A 15,012-nucleotide genomic window follows, 5' to 3' on the forward strand; every position below is an offset into this window, starting at 1 on the left:
CCACACAGTCGGTAGTCGTCGCTACGCGGGGTAGGGGGTGTGTGGATATAGGGACACTCAACGTCTCTATATCCACACACCCCCTGTCCGGCGGCGACCCGTGGTAGCAAAGGTCCCTTGCTCCCACCGTGCGTGTCTTGGATACCAGACACAACCACCGGTTGGCGCCGCCCACCAGCGGGCATGGCGTTGTCCAATGGGGCCATGCCGGAAACCGTACTTCTGGGGTCCGAACCGCTTCGGCCCGAACAGGTCGTCGCGGTCGCCCGTGACCACTCGCCCGTCGCGGTCAGCGAAGCGGCCGAGAAGAACCTTGCCGCGACGCGTCAGCACATCGACGACCTCGCGCACGCCGAGACGCCGACGTACGGCGTTTCGACGGGCTTCGGGGCGCTTGCCACCAGGCACATCCCGCTCGAGAGCCGCACCGCGCTCCAGCGGTCGCTGATCCGGTCGCACGCGGCTGGCGCGGGCCCGGTCGTGGAGACCGAGGTCGTCCGCGCGCTGATGTTGCTGCGCCTCCGCACCCTCGCCAGCGGGTACACCGGCATCCGTCCGCAGACCGCGCAAGCGCTTGCGGCCATGCTCAACGCCGGGATCACTCCGCTCGTTCACGAGTACGGCAGCCTCGGCTGCTCCGGCGACCTCGCGCCCCTCGCCGCTGTCGCGCTCGCGCTGATGGGGGAGGGCGAAGTCGAGTACAACGGCGAAGTCGTCCAGGCCGCCGTAGCGCTGAAGCACGCCGGGATCGAGCCGGTCGTTCTCGCGGAGAAGGAGGGCCTCGCTCTCACTAACGGGACCGACGGCATGCTCGGCATGCTCCTCCTGGCCGCCGCCGATCTGCGCAAGCTGCTCGACACCGCCGACATCACCGCGGCGATGAGCGTCGAAGCGCTCCTCGGCACCGACCGCGCCTTCGCGGCTGATCTTCAGGCGCTGCGCCCGCACCCCGGGCAAGCAAGGAGCGCGCTACGCATGTGGACGGCGCTGCAGGATTCGAAGATCGTCGAGAGCCACCGCGGCCCGGACTGCAACCGCGTCCAGGACGCGTACTCGCTTCGCTGCGCGCCCCAGGTGCACGGCGGCGCGCGGGACAGCCTCACGCACGCCGAACTCGTCGCCGGGCGTGAGCTCCAGTCCGCGGTCGACAACCCGGTCGTGTTGTCCGACGGTCGCGTCGAGTCCAACGGCAACTTCCACGGCGCCCCGGTCGCGTACGTGCTCGACTTCCTCGCCATCCCGCTCGCGGACGTCGCGAGCATCGCCGAGCGCCGCACGGACCGCATGCTCGACAAGGCCCGTTCGCACGGCCTGCCGCCGTTCCTTGCGTTCGACCCCGGCGTCGATTCCGGCCACATGATCGCCCAGTACACGCAGGCGGCCGTGGTCAGCGAGCTCAAGCGGCTCGCGGTGCCGGCGTCGGTCGACTCGATCCCGAGCAGCGCCATGCAGGAGGACCACGTCTCCATGGGCTGGTCCGCCGCCCGCAAGCTGCGCAAGGCCGTCGAGGGCCTCAACACCGTCCTCGCCATCGAACTGCTCACCGCCGCGCGCGCCCTCGACATGCGCGCGCCCCTGGTCCCGTCGCCGGTAACCGGCCGGGTCCGGGATCTCGTCCGCACCAAGGTCGAGGGCCCCGGCCCCGACCGTCATCTGGCGCCGGAGATCGCCGCCGCCGAAGAACTCGTCGCGTCGGGTGCCGTCCTCGCCGCGGCCCAACTGGAGGTCTGAGCCCATGACCCGCACGGTCCGTGCCGCCCGAGGCACCACGCTCACCGCGAAGAACTGGCAGACCGAAGCCGCGCTGCGGATGTTCCACAACAACCTCGACCCCGAGGTCGCCGAGCGCCCCGAGGACCTGGTGGTCTACGGCGGCACCGGCAAGGCCGCCCGCAACTGGGCCAGCTTCGACGCGATCACCCGCGAACTGACCGCTTTGGAGCAGGACGAGACGCTGCTCGTCCAGTCCGGCAAGCCGGTCGGCGTGTTCCGCACGCACGAATGGGCGCCGCGAGTGCTCATCGCGAACTCCAACCTCGTCGGCGACTGGGCGACGTGGCCGGAGTTCCGCCGGCTGGAGGCCCAGGGCCTGACCATGTACGGCCAGATGACCGCGGGGTCCTGGATCTACATCGGCACCCAGGGAATCCTGCAGGGCACGTACGAGACTTTCGCCGCCGTCGCGAAGAAGCGGTTCGGTGGCAGCCTCAAGGGCACGCTCACCGTCACCGCCGGTCTCGGCGGCATGGGCGGCGCGCAGCCGCTCGCGGTCACGATGAACGACGGTGTCGCGCTCGTCATCGAGTGCGACCCGCAGCGCGCGCACCGCCGTGTCGAGACCCGCTACCTCGACGAGGTCGCCGACGACCTCGACGACGCGATCCGCCGGGTGGAGGCCGCGAAAAAGGAGAAGCGCGCGCTGTCGGTCGGCGTGGTCGGCAACGCCGCCGAGGTGCTGCCCGAACTGCTGCGCCGTGGTGTCGAGGTCGACATCGTCACCGACCAGACCTCCGCGCACGACCCGCTTTCCTATCTGCCCAAGGGAATCGGCGTCGACGAGTGGCAGGACTACGCGGACAAGAAACCCGACGAGTTCACCGAACGCGCCCGCGAGTCGATGGCGGAGCACGTCGACGCGATGCTCGGCTTCCTCGACAAGGGCGCCGAGGTCTTCGACTACGGCAACTCCCTGCGCGGCGAGGCGAAACTCGGCGGCTGCGAGCGCGCGTTCGACTTCCCGGGATTCGTGCCGGCCTACATCCGCCCGCTGTTCTGCGAGGGCAACGGCCCGTTCCGCTGGGCGGCGCTGTCCGGCGATCCCGAGGACATCGCGGCGACCGACCGCGCGATGCTGGAACTGTTCCCGGAGAACGAATCCCTCGCGCGCTGGATCCGGCTCGCCGGGGAACGCGTGGCCTTCCAGGGGCTTCCGTCGCGGATCTGCTGGCTCGGCTACGGCGAGCGGCACCTCGCGGGGCTGCGGTTCAACGAGATGGTCGCCAGCGGCGAGCTGAAGGCGCCGGTCGTCATCGGCCGCGACCACCTCGACTCGGGCAGTGTCGCCTCGCCGTACCGCGAGACCGAGGGCATGGCCGACGGTTCCGACGCGATCGCCGACTGGCCGCTGCTGAACGCGCTGGTCAACACCTCGTCGGGCGCCAGTTGGGTGTCGATCCACCACGGCGGCGGCGTCGGCATGGGCCGCTCCATCCACGCCGGCCAGGTCAGCGTGGCCGACGGAACCCCGCTGGCGGCGCAGAAACTCGAGCGCGTGCTCACCAACGACCCGGGTATGGGCGTCATCCGGCACGTCGACGCGGGCTACGACCGTGCCGCCGACGTCGCCGACGAGCGCGGCGTGCGGGTGCCGATGCGGGACGCCGAGTGACCGCGTCCTCGCTGCTGGAGGAGATCTCGGACGTCGGCCGCGACCCGAAGCGTGGCGGCTATTCCCGCCACGCCTTCGACGCGGCCGAAACCGAACTGCGCGCATGGTTCGTCGAGCGCGCCGGACGGCTGGGACTGGGCGTCGAGACCGACCGCAACGGCAACATCTGGGCCTGGTGGGGAACACCCGGACCGGACGCGGTCGTCACCGGGAGCCATCTCGACTCGGTGCCCGGCGGCGGTGCCTTCGACGGTCCGCTGGGTGTCGCCAGCGCGCTCGAGGCGGTGGAGATCTTGCAGGCCAAGGGATTCCGTCCGGCCAAGCCGTTCGCGGTGGTGGTGTTCGCGGAAGAGGAAGGCGGCCGATTCGGCGTGCCGTGCCTCGGATCGCGCCTGCTGACCGGGACGATCGACGCGGACAAGGCACGCGGTCTGCGCGACCCGGACGGTGTCACGTTCGCCGAAGCGGCGGCGAAATCCGGCCTCGATCCCGAGCGGATCGGCCGGGACTCCGAGCGGCTCGGGTTGATCGGGCGGTTCCTGGAACTGCACGTGGAGCAGGGGCGCGGGCTGATCGACCTCGGCTCGCCGGTCGCCGTCGGCAACGCCGTGATCGCGCATGGACGATGGCGGTTCTCCTTCCAGGGGCAGGGAAACCACGCCGGTGCGACGTTGATCGGCGATCGTCGTGACCCGATGATCCCGGCGGCGGAGACCGTGCTCGCCGTGCGGAAACTGGCGAAGGCGACCGCTGACGCGAGGGCCACCGTCGGCAGGCTCGTGCCGGTTCCCGGCGGGACGAACGTCATCGCGTCCACTGTGGACCTGTGGTTGGACGCGCGGGTGCCGGGCACGGATACGCCCGAGCTGGTCGCGGAAATCGCGAAGCTGGCGGAAGAGGCGGCCGGACAGGAAGGATGCCGGGTCGAGGTCTCCAGGGAGTCGTACTCCGACGACGTGATCTTCGACGACGCGCTGCGCCGTGATCTGGGCACCTGGCTGGGCGGGCCGCCGGAACTGCCGACCGGCGCCGGACACGACGCGGCGATCCTCGCCGGGTTCGTCCCGTCCGGAATGCTCTACGTGCGTAACCCCACCGGGATCAGCCATTCCCCGGAGGAATTCTCCGAAGCGGAGGACGTCGACCACGGTGCCCGCGCGCTCGCGGACGTCCTGGAGAAACTGTCGACATGACGACATATTGGTGTGAACGTGCCTGGCTGCCGGACGGGATCGCCGGAGCCGTCCGGATCGAGGTCGACGGTGGCAAGATCGCGTCCGTGACGGCGAACGCGCCTCGTGAAGGGACTGTCCTGAATGGACTGACCTTGCCGGGTTTCGCGAACGGGCACTCGCACGCGTTCCACCGTGCGTTGCGCGGGCGGACGCACCACGACCGCGGCACCTTCTGGACGTGGCGCGAGCGGATGTACTCGCTCGCGTCCCGGCTGGATCCGGACTCGTATTACCGGTTGGCGCGCGGGGTCTATGCGGAGATGGTGCTGGCCGGGTACACGAGCGTCGGCGAGTTCCACTACCTGCACCATGCGCCGGGCGGAAAGCCTTACGCCGAGCCGAACGCGATGGGCGAGGCGTTGCGGCAGGCCGCCAGGGACGCCGGGATCCGGCTGACGTTGCTCGACACCTGTTACCTCGCGGGCGGGATCGGCATCGAACCCGATGAGGTGCAGCGGCGGTTCTCCGACGGGACGGCCACCAAATGGGCGCAACGAGTCGGCGAATTGCGTGAGGACGGGACGTTCCGGGTTGGGGGCGCGATTCACTCGGTACGCGCCGTCCCCGAGGACGAATTGTCCGAAGTGGACAACGGGACGCCCGAGGATCGTCCGCTGCACATCCATCTTTCCGAGCAGCGGGCCGAGAACGAGCAGTGCATGGCGGCTTATCACTGGACTCCGACAGGGCTGCTCTGGGACAACGGTGTGCTCACTGAGCGGCTCACCGCGGTGCATGCGACGCACCTGACGCCAGGGGACATCAAGTGGCTCGGTGAGGCGGGGAGTCGCGCCTGTTTCTGCCCGACGACCGAACGGGATCTCGGCGACGGCATCGGCCCCGCGCGGACGCTGCTGGACGCGGGGGTGCGGCTGTCGATCGGCAGCGACAGCAACGCGGTGGTCGACGCGTTCGAGGAGACCAGGGCGCTGGAACTGAACGAGCGGCTAGCCAGCGAGAGGCGTGGCCGGTTCACCGCCGAGGAACTGCTGGCGGCCGCGACGGATCACGGCGCGGTCGGCTGGGACGAGGTCGGCGCGCTGGCTCCGGGCGCGGGCGCGGACCTGGTCACGGTCGGGTTCGGGTCGGTGCGGACCGCGGGGATCGAGCCGTCCGGGGTGGTCTTCGCCGCTTCGGGTGCGGACGTACGGGACGTCGTCGTCGCCGGGCGTGAGATCGTCCGCGGCGGCGTGCATCAGCTGATCGACCGGCCGGAAACGGTCTTGGCCAAGGAGATCGAGGCATTGTGGCAGTCCTGATCACGGGAATCGGCGAGCTCACGACGAACGACGCCGAACTGGGCAAACTCCGCGACGCGGCCGTCGTCATCGAGGACGAAGCGATCGCGTGGGTCGGTTCGGCGGCGGACGCGCCCGACGCGGACGAGCGGGTCGACGTCGAAGGGCGTGCGGTGCTGCCCGGTTGGGTGGACAGTCACACGCACTTGGTCTTCGCCGGGGACCGGACGGCCGAGTTCGAGGCGCGGATGGCCGGGAAGGCGTACAGCGCCGGGGGCATCGCGGTCACGGTGGACGCGACGCGGACTGCTTCCGACGAGCAGCTGGCGGCGAACCTGCGGCGTCACGTGGACGAAGCGGCGAGGCAGGGCACGACCTGCCTGGAGACGAAGACCGGATACGGGCTCAACGTCGAAGACGAGGCTCGTTCGGCGCGAATCGCGGCCGAGGTGGCCGACGAGGTCACGTTCCTCGGTGCGCATCTGGTGCCGCCGGGTGCGGACGCGGAGTCCTATGTGGACCTGGTGTGCGGTGACATGCTCGACGCCGTGGCGCCGCTCGTGCGGTGGGCCGACGTGTTCTGCGAGACCGGCGCGTTCGACGAGGCGCAGTCCGGACGGGTGCTCAAGGCGGCGCGGGAGCGCGGGCTCGGGCTGCGGGTGCACGGGAACCAGCTGGGGGAGGGGCCGGGTGTGCGGCTCGCCGTCGAGCTGGGGGCGGCGAGTGTCGACCACTGCACCTACCTGAGCGAAGCGGACGTCGAGGCTCTCGCTGCTTCGGACACTGTCGCGACCTTGCTGCCGGCGTGCGATCTCTCGACGCGGCAGCCGCTGGCGCCGGCGAGGCGGCTTCTCGACGCGGGGGCGACGGTGGCGCTGGCCAGCAACGCGAATCCGGGCAGCTCGTACACGACGTCGATGGCGTTCTGCGTGACGACCGCGGTGCTGCAGATGCGGATGACGATCGACGAGGCGGTGTGGTCGGCGACGGCGGGCGGTGCCCGGGCCCTGCGGCGTGACGACGTGGGCTTCGTGCGGCCTGGGGCGCGTGCCGACCTTCACGTGCTGGAGGCACCTTCGACGACGCACCTCGCGTACCGGCCCGGGGTGCCGTTGACGGCCGGGGTGTGGCGGCGCGGAAGGCGTCTGACCAGCGGTTTCGCCTCAAAGTGGTAGCAAAGGTCCCTTGCTCCCCCGCGGGTCAGGAGGCTTGGCCGAGGGTCTCCTGGACGCGTTCGCGCAAGGCGGGCGGGAGTTCGTCGAGCAGGTGGGCCCACTGCTCGACCCGCTTCTCGCTCAGGTGCGTGAGCAGATCGAGCACCGGCGCCCACAGGTCCTCGTCGGCGGCCGCGACGCCCAGGAGACCGCGGAACCGGGCTTCGGGCAGCAGCCCGAGGACGTGATCGATCCGCCTCTTGTCGTCGAGGACGAACGCGATCCGGATCAGCGCCTCGTCACCGATGACGGCCAGCGCCCGGCGCACCGTCGGATCGGGCAGGTGACCGACGAACCGGCCGACGGTGATCCAGTCCTCGCGGCGCACCAGCTCACCGGCCACCTCGACGACGGTGTCGAGCGGGATCCGCGCGATGATCGCGCTCGCCCGGCGCGGGTCCAGTTCGGCCGCGACGTCGGCCAGGAACGGCGGCTTCAGCCGCTTCGCGACATCGACGCCCCGGGAGACGTCGACCAGCCCGGCGATCCGCGCGCACAGAAGCGGGCCGAAGACCTTCTCGGCGATCTTCGCGAGAATCGGGCTCGGGACGAGCTTGCTCGCCATCGCCATCCGCTCCAGGGCGGCGAGGTTGGCGTCGAACAGCGTGTCCGTGACCTGCTCGCGGAACGCCTGGAGCTCGGCGGCGTCGACGTTCTCCAGGTACGAGAGCCGTTCCGGGGTGGTGCCGAGGACGCGGGCGAGTTTGAGGATCTCCGCCTGCGAAGCGAAGCTTTCGGTGGTCACAGGCCCACCACCTTCCGAACGGCGCCGCGCAGAAGCGCGGGTACGTACTTCAGGCCCTCTTCGCCCGCTTCGGCCAAGGCCTTGGCCTGGCGGTGGCGCGCGTCCCGCAACGCGTCGGAGAGGTCCTGTTTCTCGTGGTCGGCCAGCGCTTCGATGCCTGCCGGGACAGGACCGCCTAGCTGACCGGTGAGTGTGCGCTCGGCCATGGTCGATCATCATGCCTCATCAGGCCGGGGAAGCAGGGGACCTTTACTTTCGTCCATGGCGGACCGCTCGTCGCGGCTTGTAGCGTCCTGTCGTGTGAAGGACGCTGAGGAGCCCGTACGGCGTGGGCGACGGCTGGTCATGGACGTCGCCTTGTGGCTCGGGCTCTGCGGCTGGGTGGTCATCGACGCCGGATCCAGCACGAGGCACTGGGAGCTGCTCGCCGGGCTCGCCGCGACCACCGCCGCGATCGCGACCGCGCGCCGGTATCCGCTCGTGTCGCTCGCCATCGCGATGGTCGCCAGTTTCGTGGTGATGGGGAGCTTCGGCGGCCGGGTGCCGATCTGGGAAGGCTTCGTCCTCGTCGCGGTCGGTTACCTCGCCGGCTATCGGCAACCGGTCGCGAAACCGATGCTGCGCCTCTTCGCCGCCGTTTCGGTGCTTGCTGTCCCTGTCGCGCTGCTGTGGAGCAAGGACGGCTTCGCGTCCTGGGGTGCGTTGCTCGGCGTCCTCGTCTTCGCGGGGGTGACGCCGTGGCTGCTGGGCAGGTACGTCCGGCAGCGCGAGGACATGGCGCGCGATGGCTGGCGTCGCGCCGAGGAGATGGAGAGCCGTCAGCGGCTCGTCGCCGATCGCGCGCGGTTGCGCGAGCGCACCCGGATCGCCAGTGACATGCACGATTCGCTGGGCCACGAGCTGAGCCTGATCGCGGTGCGCGCGGCGGCGCTGGAGGTCGCGGGCGGACTCGACGAACCACAGCGACGCGCCGCGGGCGAGCTGCGGCAGAGCGCCGCGACGGCGACCGAACGGCTGCGCGAGATCATCGGCGTCCTGCGTGAGGACGACGCGCCGACCGAGCCGGTGCACGAGAGCATCGACGAACTGCTCGACCGGACCAGGGCTTCGGGCGTGCTGATCGAGTCCTCAGTGGACGAACCGCTCGAGGGCGAGCCGCAGATGGTCGACCGGGCCGCGTACCGCGTGGTCCAGGAATCGGTCACGAACGTGGTGAAACACGCGCCGGGTGCCGCGGTCACGGTCCGGGTCGTGCGGTCCGAAGGGCAGACGGACGTCGTGGTCACCAACTCCGCGCCGCCCGCGGGACCGCTGCCGGGCAGGGCATCGGGCAAACGCGGGCTGATCGGCCTGCGCGAACGGGTCCGTCTCGTCGGCGGAACTCTGCGCGCAGGCCCCCGTGACGGCGGATTCGAGGTCAGCGCGACCTTGCCGCACGACGCGGCGCCGTCGGAGGAATCGCCCGAGAGCCAGGCGGCGATGGACGCCGAGGTGGGGCAGTCGACGTCGGCGAGGGAACTGGAACGCGCCCGCCGGGACGTCCGGCGCAGCCTGATCCAGGCGATCGTCGTGCCGATCGGGCTCTTCGGCGTGGTGGTCGGAATCAGCGGGGCCGTGTTCCTGGTGCAGTGGTACGGCTCCGAACTCCCCGGTGGGGACTACGCCCGCATCCATGTCGGACAGACCCGCGCGGAGATCGCCTCTCTTTTGCCGAGCGGTCAGCGGATCGCGCGACCGCGCACGGTGGAGTCCCCCGTGCCGCCGGGGGCGACATGCGAGTACTACGGCACCGAGCGCAGCGTGTTCAACTTGAACTACGAGGCCTACAGGCTGTGCTTCGCCGAGGGGAAACTCGTGGCGAAGGACTTGATCAGTGAAGACGAGCAAAAGGGGGACCCGGATGATCCGGGTGGTGCTGGCCGATGACGAGGCGATGATCCGCGCCGGGGTGTCGGCGATCCTGGCCGCGGACGCCGGGATCGAGGTGGTCGCGGAGGCCGAGGACGGGCGCGCCGCCGTCGAGCAGGTCCGCGCGACCAGGCCGGACGTCGTGCTCCTCGACATCCGGATGCCGGTCATGGACGGACTCAAGGCGGCCGAGGAGATCCGGCGGCTGCTGCCCGAGGTCGGCGTGATCATGCTGACGACGTTCGGCGAGGACGCCTACATCGAACGCGCGCTCGGCCTGGGCGCGAGCGGTTTCCTGCTGAAGTCCGGCGATCCCCGCGAGCTGCTCGGCGGTATCCACGCGGTCGCGGGTGGGGCGGCGTTCCTTTCGCCGAAGGTCGCACAGCGGGTCATCGCGCGCTTCTCCGGCAATCAGGTGTCCCGCGCGGAAGAGGCGAAGGCGCTGATCGAGAAACTGACCCCGCGTGAGCAGGAAGTATTGGCGCTGCTGGGTTCAGGACTGTCCAATGCGGACATCGCCGCGAAACTGTTCGTCGTCGAGGGCACAGTGAAGGCCTACGTGAGCACGATCCTCAACCGGCTCGGCGCGCGGAACCGGGTGCAGGCCGCGATCACCGCGTACGAGGCGGGGCTCGTCGGCGGAGGACGGGAGGAGTCCAGCCGCTGACGCCGGCGCCGATGCGTGCGGTGAGTGCCCCGGGGAGCAGCCGGAACACACCGTTGCGGACGGCCACGGCGAGCGGATTGCGCAGCTGCGGCCCGACTTTTCCCGCCTGGACCGAGGCTTTCACGACGCCTTGGCTGCGCGGACGGCGCTGCTCGTCGTAACTCTTCAATGCCGCGTCGACGTCATCGGTGGTGCTGAGCGCGGCGGCGAGGACGACGGCGTCTTCGATCGCCTGGCAGCCGCCCTGGCCAAGGAACGGCGGCATCGCGTGGGCCGCGTCGCCGAGCAGCGCGACGCGGCCTTTCACGTATGAGGGCAGGGGAGTGCCGAGCAGGTAGAGATCGTGGTGGAGCAGGGTCTCGGGCGCGGTCGCTTCGATGAGTTCGGGAATGGGGTCGTGCCAGCCGCCGAAGCGGTCTCGCAGATACGCCTTCGGATCCTCGTGACGGACGCCCGCTTCGGCGACGTAACTCGCCCACCAGTAGACGCTGTCGTCGTGCAACGGGATGACGCCGATCTCGGCGCCGTCGTCCCAGCTCGTGCTGAGTTCTGTGGGATGAGGGAGGGTGGTCACCGCGCGGAAGGCCGTGCTGCCGCTGTAGACCGGTTCGGGTTGTCGTGGCCACAGCTGCTTGCGGGCCATGCTGTGGATCCCGTCCGCGGCGACGATGACGTCGGCGTCGAGGTCGTCGAGGCGGGTGACCTCGACGCCGGTGCGGACGCAACCTTCGGGAAGGGCGTCGTGGAGCGCGCCGATGAGATCCGCGCGGTGGATGGCGGCGAGCGGGCGGCCGTGATGACGGCGGAACGCCTCGGCATCCCAACGGGTGATGCGGCGGCCGTCGCGGTCGTGGAGACCGCCGGACGCTTGTTCCCGCAGCTTGCCGAGGTGCACGCCCAGCGTCTCGAGTGACCGCAGCGCGTTCGGCCACAGGGAGATGCCCGCGCCGGCGGCGGTGAGTGCCGGTGCCTGTTCGAGGACGGTGACCTCCCAGCCGATGCCGTGCAGCCCGATGGCGGCGCTCAGTCCGCCGATGCCCCCGCCGATCACGATCGCTTCGCGCATGTCGACCTCCTCTACACTTGTAGAGTACTACTACACTTGTAGAGTGCGAAAGGCGACGATCGGGGACGCGGCCATCGAGGTCATCGCGGCCGAGGGGATGCGGGGGCTGACGCATCGCGCGGTCGACCGGTTCGCCGGGCTGCCGCCGGGTTCGACCTCGTACTACGCGCGGACGCGGGCGGCGCTGCTGGAGCTGGCGATCTCGCGGATGGTCGAACTCGACGAGGTCACCCTCGACCCGCCGCCCGGGCGGCTGGCCGAGTACGTGGCGGGGTTCGCGCACGCGGCGATCACGAAGGGGCGGACGCGGATGCTCGCGCGGTACGAGTTCGCGCTGGAGGCGACGCGGCGGCCGGAGCTGCGGGAGGCCTACGACCGGGGTGGGCTGGTGATCCGGCGGAGGTGCGCGGAGGTGCTCACGGCGTGCGGATCGGCGGAGCCCGAGCGGCACGCGCGGGTGCTCGTCGCGTGGCTGGAGGGGACGGTCTTCGACGCGCTGGCCGGGACGGGGTCGCTGCGGCCGCCGGGGCTGGAGGAGCTGACGCGGGGGGCGCGGGAGGTTTTGGCGGGGCTCGGGGTGGCGGGGTAGCAAGGGACCTTTGCTACCACTTGGGCGCTGACCTGCGGAAAGGGAGCAGGGGACCTTTGCTACCACCTGGGGCGCCGGTCCTGGAGCGAGAAGTCGCGAAAGCCACTTTCGGGACATCTGACGTCCTGAAAGTGGCTTTCGCGACGTGCGGCCGGCGCGGGTGGTAGCAAAGGTCCCTTGCTCCCCGTCAGGCGTCGCGCCGCCGCAGCACGGTGGAACCGGTGGCAAGACCGGCCGCGGCCCAAGCCGCACAGAGCGCGACGCCGACCCAAGGCGCGTAGGGCGCGATGCCGCCGAAGATCGGATTACGCTGCCCAGGAGTGACCATCGCGTTGACCCCCGCGAAGCCGGGGAAGTAGTTCACGAGGTCCTCCCAGCCCAGCGAACCGGCGAACATCGGGATCATCACCAGCAGCACGAAGACCGTCACGATCGTCCCCGCCGTCGAGCGCAGCGCCGTCCCCAGCCCGAGACAGAGCAGGCCCAGCAGCGCGAAGTAGGCGCCCATGCCGGCCGCGGTCGCGAGCACCTCGCCCACTGACGAGTCGGGCGCGGGGATCAGTGGCGCCGAGACCGCCACGCCGGCGAGCGTGTTCAGCACGCCGTAGCCGAACAGCACCGGCAGCAGGACGGCCGACTTCGCGGCGAGGACCCGGTTCCGCACCGGGACCCACTGCAGCGTCGAACGGATGCCGCCGCTGGCGTATTCGCTCGTGATGAACAGCGTCGCCAGCGCGACGACGGCGAACTGCGTGAGATAGAACGCCGCCCCGGTCACCACGGCGTGCGGGGCCATCGGGCGGTCGCTGCCGTCCTGGAGCGCGAAGCCGAGAGCCGCCGAGTAGGCGAGCATCAGGAAGACCCCGCTGATCAGGCACCACCAGGTCGACCGGACCGACCAGAACTTGGTCCATTCCGAAGAGATCGTGTTCATCGTGTGCTCCACTGCTTGAAGAAGCCGGTCAGCTCGGCACGGAAGAACTCCAGCGCCTTCCGCGAGTCGATCGAGCCGTACTGGTTTTCGATCTCGGTCGGCGGCAGCTGCGGGCGCAGTCCCAGCTGGTCGATCAGGATCGCCGCGTCGGTCACCGACGAATGACCGCTGTTCTCGACCAGGTCCTGCCTCTTCGGGCCGGTGAGCCGTGGCCAGGTCTCGTCCCAGGACGCGCGGAAGTACTTCTCGCCGGTCGGGCTGGTCAGCAGCAGGAACGGCCGGTCGATCGAGACGTCGCCGTAGAACGGGCCGTCGACGTTCACGCCCGCCTTGATCCGGCGGTCGGCGGTCATCGCGGCGGCGGTCGCCGAACCCCCGGCGGAGTGACCGGCCATCCCGATCTTCGTCGCGTCGATCGACCAGCGCCGGTCCTTCAGCAGCGTGTCGACGACGAACGTCGTGTCCACGGCACGGTTCGCGATCGCGGAGGGCCACGGCTCACCCGACAGTCCACAAGCGACACACTGGCGCAGCCCGTCGGGGAATTCCGTCGCCCAGGCTTCGTAGGCGTGGTCCACCCCGGCGACCACGAAACCTTGTGCGGCAAGGTGTTCGGCCACCGAGGTCAACGTGATCCGGTTGTTGCCCGCGCCCGGCGAAAGCACCACCAGCGGACGCCGTCCCGGCAGGGAGGGCGCGTTCTCCCGCGAGTGGACCCGCACCTTGCTCAGCGCGTCCGGCGGCAGGTCGAGCTTCCGCCCGGCGACCGCGGCCGCCGATTCCGCCTTCGTCATGTACAGCGGCGCGCGGCCGATCGGGACGGCCGGGTACCAGACGTTGACCATCAGTTCGCGGCGCTTTTCGGGCACCCAGGGATCGGCTCTCCGCTGATCGGTGAGATGCAGCGTGCGCAGCCCGATCGGGAACGGGCCGTCCGGCGCGGGCAGCGACAGCGCCGGAGCCGGTGCCGCCGACGCGGCCGCCGGCACCCCCAGCAGGCCGGCGATCACCGCCACCATGACCACGAGTGATTTCATGCCGCGACTCCCGTTCCGTATTCGACCGACGACGCGGTCAGTTCCATGTACGCCTGTTCGAGCGAGGCGGTCCGTTCGGTCAGCCCGTGCACGCGGATCCCGAGTTCGTGCACCGCGTCGCCGACGAGATGAATGGGCAGGTCGTGCACGACCAGTTCGCCCTGATCGGCTTCCGTGGTCGCGCCGAGCGCGTGCAGGCGCTGTTCGAGGACATGCAGATCGGCGGGGGCGGGCACCCGCACCACGACCGAGGTCCGCGAATTGCCCGCGATGAATTCGTCGACCGGCGCGTCGGCGAGGAGCTTCCCCTTGCCGATGACGACGAGCCGGTCCGCGGTCAGCTGCATCTCGCTCATCAGGTGGCTCGACACGAACACCGTGCGGCCCTCCTCCGCGAGCGAACGCATCAGGTGCCGCACCCAGCGGACGCCGTCGGGGTCGAGGCCGTTCACCGGCTCGTCGAACATCAGCACGCCGGGGTCACCCAGCAGGGCGCCGGCGATCCCGAGCCGTTGCCCCATGCCGAGGGAGAACGTTCCGGCGCGTTTGCCCGCGACGTCGCTGAGGCCGACCGTCGCGAGCACCTCGTCGACCCGGCTCGCCGGGATCCCGTTGCTGCGCGCCATCGCCAGAAGGTGTTTGCCCGCGCTCCGGCCGGGGTGCAGCGCCTTCGCCTCCAGCAGCGCGCCGACCTCGCGCAGCGGGAAGCGCAGGTCCTCGTACCTCTTGCCGTCGATGCGGACTTCACCGTCGTTCGGCGCGTCGAGACCGAGCGTCATCCGCATGGTCGTCGACTTACCCGCGCCGTTGGGACCGAGGAAACCGGTCACCTTGCCCGGCTCGACGGCGAAGGTGAGCCCATCGACCACCGTCTTCTCGCCATAGCGCTTCGTGAGTCCTCGAAGCGTGATCATCCGCGTCCTCCTTCGTGTCCCTGAATCCTCCGACGCGGGGACACCCGGGGGCATTGCCCCGAAGTCATCGGCCACCC

Annotated in this window: 14 protein-coding genes; 8 read left to right on the forward strand and 6 right to left on the reverse strand. The window is 70.2% G+C overall.

What is annotated here, in order from left to right:
• The first annotated feature begins 204 nt into the window (after nucleotides 1-204).
• From hutH to hutI, 5 genes are read left to right on the forward strand one after another with little or no spacing between them, the layout of a single operon-like run.
• Complete coding sequence (gene hutH, locus ED92_RS34895; RefSeq protein WP_037345975.1) at nucleotides 205-1,731, forward strand: histidine ammonia-lyase; 1,527 nt, start codon at nucleotides 205-207, stop codon at nucleotides 1,729-1,731.
• A 4-nt stretch (nucleotides 1,732-1,735) separates the two neighbouring features.
• Nucleotides 1,736-3,388 carry a urocanate hydratase gene (gene hutU, locus ED92_RS34900; protein WP_037345976.1) on the forward strand — a complete coding sequence of 551 codons (1,653 nt, stop codon included), beginning with the start codon at nucleotides 1,736-1,738 and terminating at the stop codon, nucleotides 3,386-3,388.
• Nucleotides 3,385-4,581: an allantoate amidohydrolase gene (locus ED92_RS34905; RefSeq protein WP_037345979.1), complete on the forward strand. Its 1,197-nt coding sequence runs from the start codon at nucleotides 3,385-3,387 to the stop codon at nucleotides 4,579-4,581. The genes hutU and ED92_RS34905 overlap by 4 nt, the downstream gene beginning before the upstream one ends.
• Nucleotides 4,578-5,882: a formimidoylglutamate deiminase gene (locus ED92_RS34910; RefSeq protein ID WP_037345981.1), complete on the forward strand. Its 1,305-nt coding sequence runs from the start codon at nucleotides 4,578-4,580 to the stop codon at nucleotides 5,880-5,882. The genes ED92_RS34905 and ED92_RS34910 overlap by 4 nt, the downstream gene beginning before the upstream one ends.
• A complete protein-coding gene (gene hutI, locus ED92_RS34915; RefSeq protein ID WP_037345983.1) occupies nucleotides 5,870-7,036 on the forward strand; it encodes an imidazolonepropionase in 1,167 nt (388 codons plus the stop codon). Before ED92_RS34910 ends, hutI begins: the two co-directional genes overlap by 13 nt.
• 25 nt (nucleotides 7,037-7,061) lie before the next feature.
• On the opposite strand, the gene ED92_RS34920 is transcribed toward hutI, so the two are convergent.
• Nucleotides 7,062-7,820 carry a hypothetical protein gene (locus tag ED92_RS34920; RefSeq protein ID WP_037345986.1) on the reverse strand — a complete coding sequence of 253 codons (759 nt, stop codon included), beginning with the start codon at nucleotides 7,818-7,820 and terminating at the stop codon, nucleotides 7,062-7,064.
• Nucleotides 7,817-8,026, reverse strand: coding sequence for a hypothetical protein (locus ED92_RS34925; RefSeq protein WP_016331662.1), 210 nt, complete (start codon nucleotides 8,024-8,026; stop codon nucleotides 7,817-7,819). Before ED92_RS34925 ends, ED92_RS34920 begins: the two co-directional genes overlap by 4 nt.
• A 139-nt stretch (nucleotides 8,027-8,165) precedes the next feature.
• On the opposite strand from ED92_RS34925, the gene ED92_RS34930 reads away from it, so the two are divergent.
• Together ED92_RS34930 and ED92_RS34935 are read left to right on the forward strand one after the other, a co-directional pair.
• Nucleotides 8,166-9,746 carry a histidine kinase gene (locus ED92_RS34930; RefSeq protein ID WP_052121078.1) on the forward strand — a complete coding sequence of 527 codons (1,581 nt, stop codon included), beginning with the start codon at nucleotides 8,166-8,168 and terminating at the stop codon, nucleotides 9,744-9,746.
• Nucleotides 9,721-10,395 carry a response regulator transcription factor gene (locus ED92_RS34935; protein ID WP_037345991.1) on the forward strand — a complete coding sequence of 225 codons (675 nt, stop codon included), beginning with the start codon at nucleotides 9,721-9,723 and terminating at the stop codon, nucleotides 10,393-10,395. Before ED92_RS34930 ends, ED92_RS34935 begins: the two co-directional genes overlap by 26 nt.
• Here ED92_RS34935 and ED92_RS34940 read toward each other — a convergent pair.
• Nucleotides 10,340-11,461: an FAD-dependent monooxygenase gene (locus ED92_RS34940; protein WP_037345994.1), complete on the reverse strand. Its 1,122-nt coding sequence runs from the start codon at nucleotides 11,459-11,461 to the stop codon at nucleotides 10,340-10,342. The two genes, ED92_RS34935 and ED92_RS34940, sit on opposite strands and share 56 nt — an antisense overlap.
• A gap of 43 nt (nucleotides 11,462-11,504) precedes the next feature.
• Here ED92_RS34940 and ED92_RS34945 point away from each other — a divergent pair, with 43 nt between their 5' ends.
• Nucleotides 11,505-12,050: a TetR/AcrR family transcriptional regulator gene (locus ED92_RS34945; RefSeq protein WP_037345997.1), complete on the forward strand. Its 546-nt coding sequence runs from the start codon at nucleotides 11,505-11,507 to the stop codon at nucleotides 12,048-12,050.
• A gap of 187 nt (nucleotides 12,051-12,237) precedes the next feature.
• Here ED92_RS34945 and ED92_RS34950 read toward each other — a convergent pair whose 3' ends face one another.
• Genes ED92_RS34950 through ED92_RS34960 form a run of 3 tightly spaced genes read right to left on the reverse strand, consistent with a single transcriptional unit; the run spans nucleotide 12,238 to nucleotide 14,935 of the window.
• Nucleotides 12,238-12,984 (reverse strand): ABC transporter permease, encoded by a 747-nt coding sequence (locus tag ED92_RS34950; protein ID WP_037346000.1) that lies wholly within the window; start codon nucleotides 12,982-12,984, stop codon nucleotides 12,238-12,240.
• Complete coding sequence (locus ED92_RS34955; protein WP_037346002.1) at nucleotides 12,981-14,021, reverse strand: acetylhydrolase; 1,041 nt, start codon at nucleotides 14,019-14,021, stop codon at nucleotides 12,981-12,983. Before ED92_RS34955 ends, ED92_RS34950 begins: the two co-directional genes overlap by 4 nt.
• The gene (locus ED92_RS34960; RefSeq protein ID WP_037346005.1) at nucleotides 14,018-14,935 is read right to left on the reverse strand and encodes an ABC transporter ATP-binding protein; all 918 of its coding nucleotides are present in this window, start codon (nucleotides 14,933-14,935) and stop codon (nucleotides 14,018-14,020) included. Before ED92_RS34960 ends, ED92_RS34955 begins: the two co-directional genes overlap by 4 nt.
• Nucleotides 14,936-15,012: the final 77 nt, after the last annotated feature.

Origin of the sequence: Amycolatopsis sp. MJM2582, from assembly GCF_000754115.1 — a bacterium.
GTDB lineage: Bacteria > Actinomycetota > Actinomycetes > Mycobacteriales > Pseudonocardiaceae > Amycolatopsis > Amycolatopsis japonica.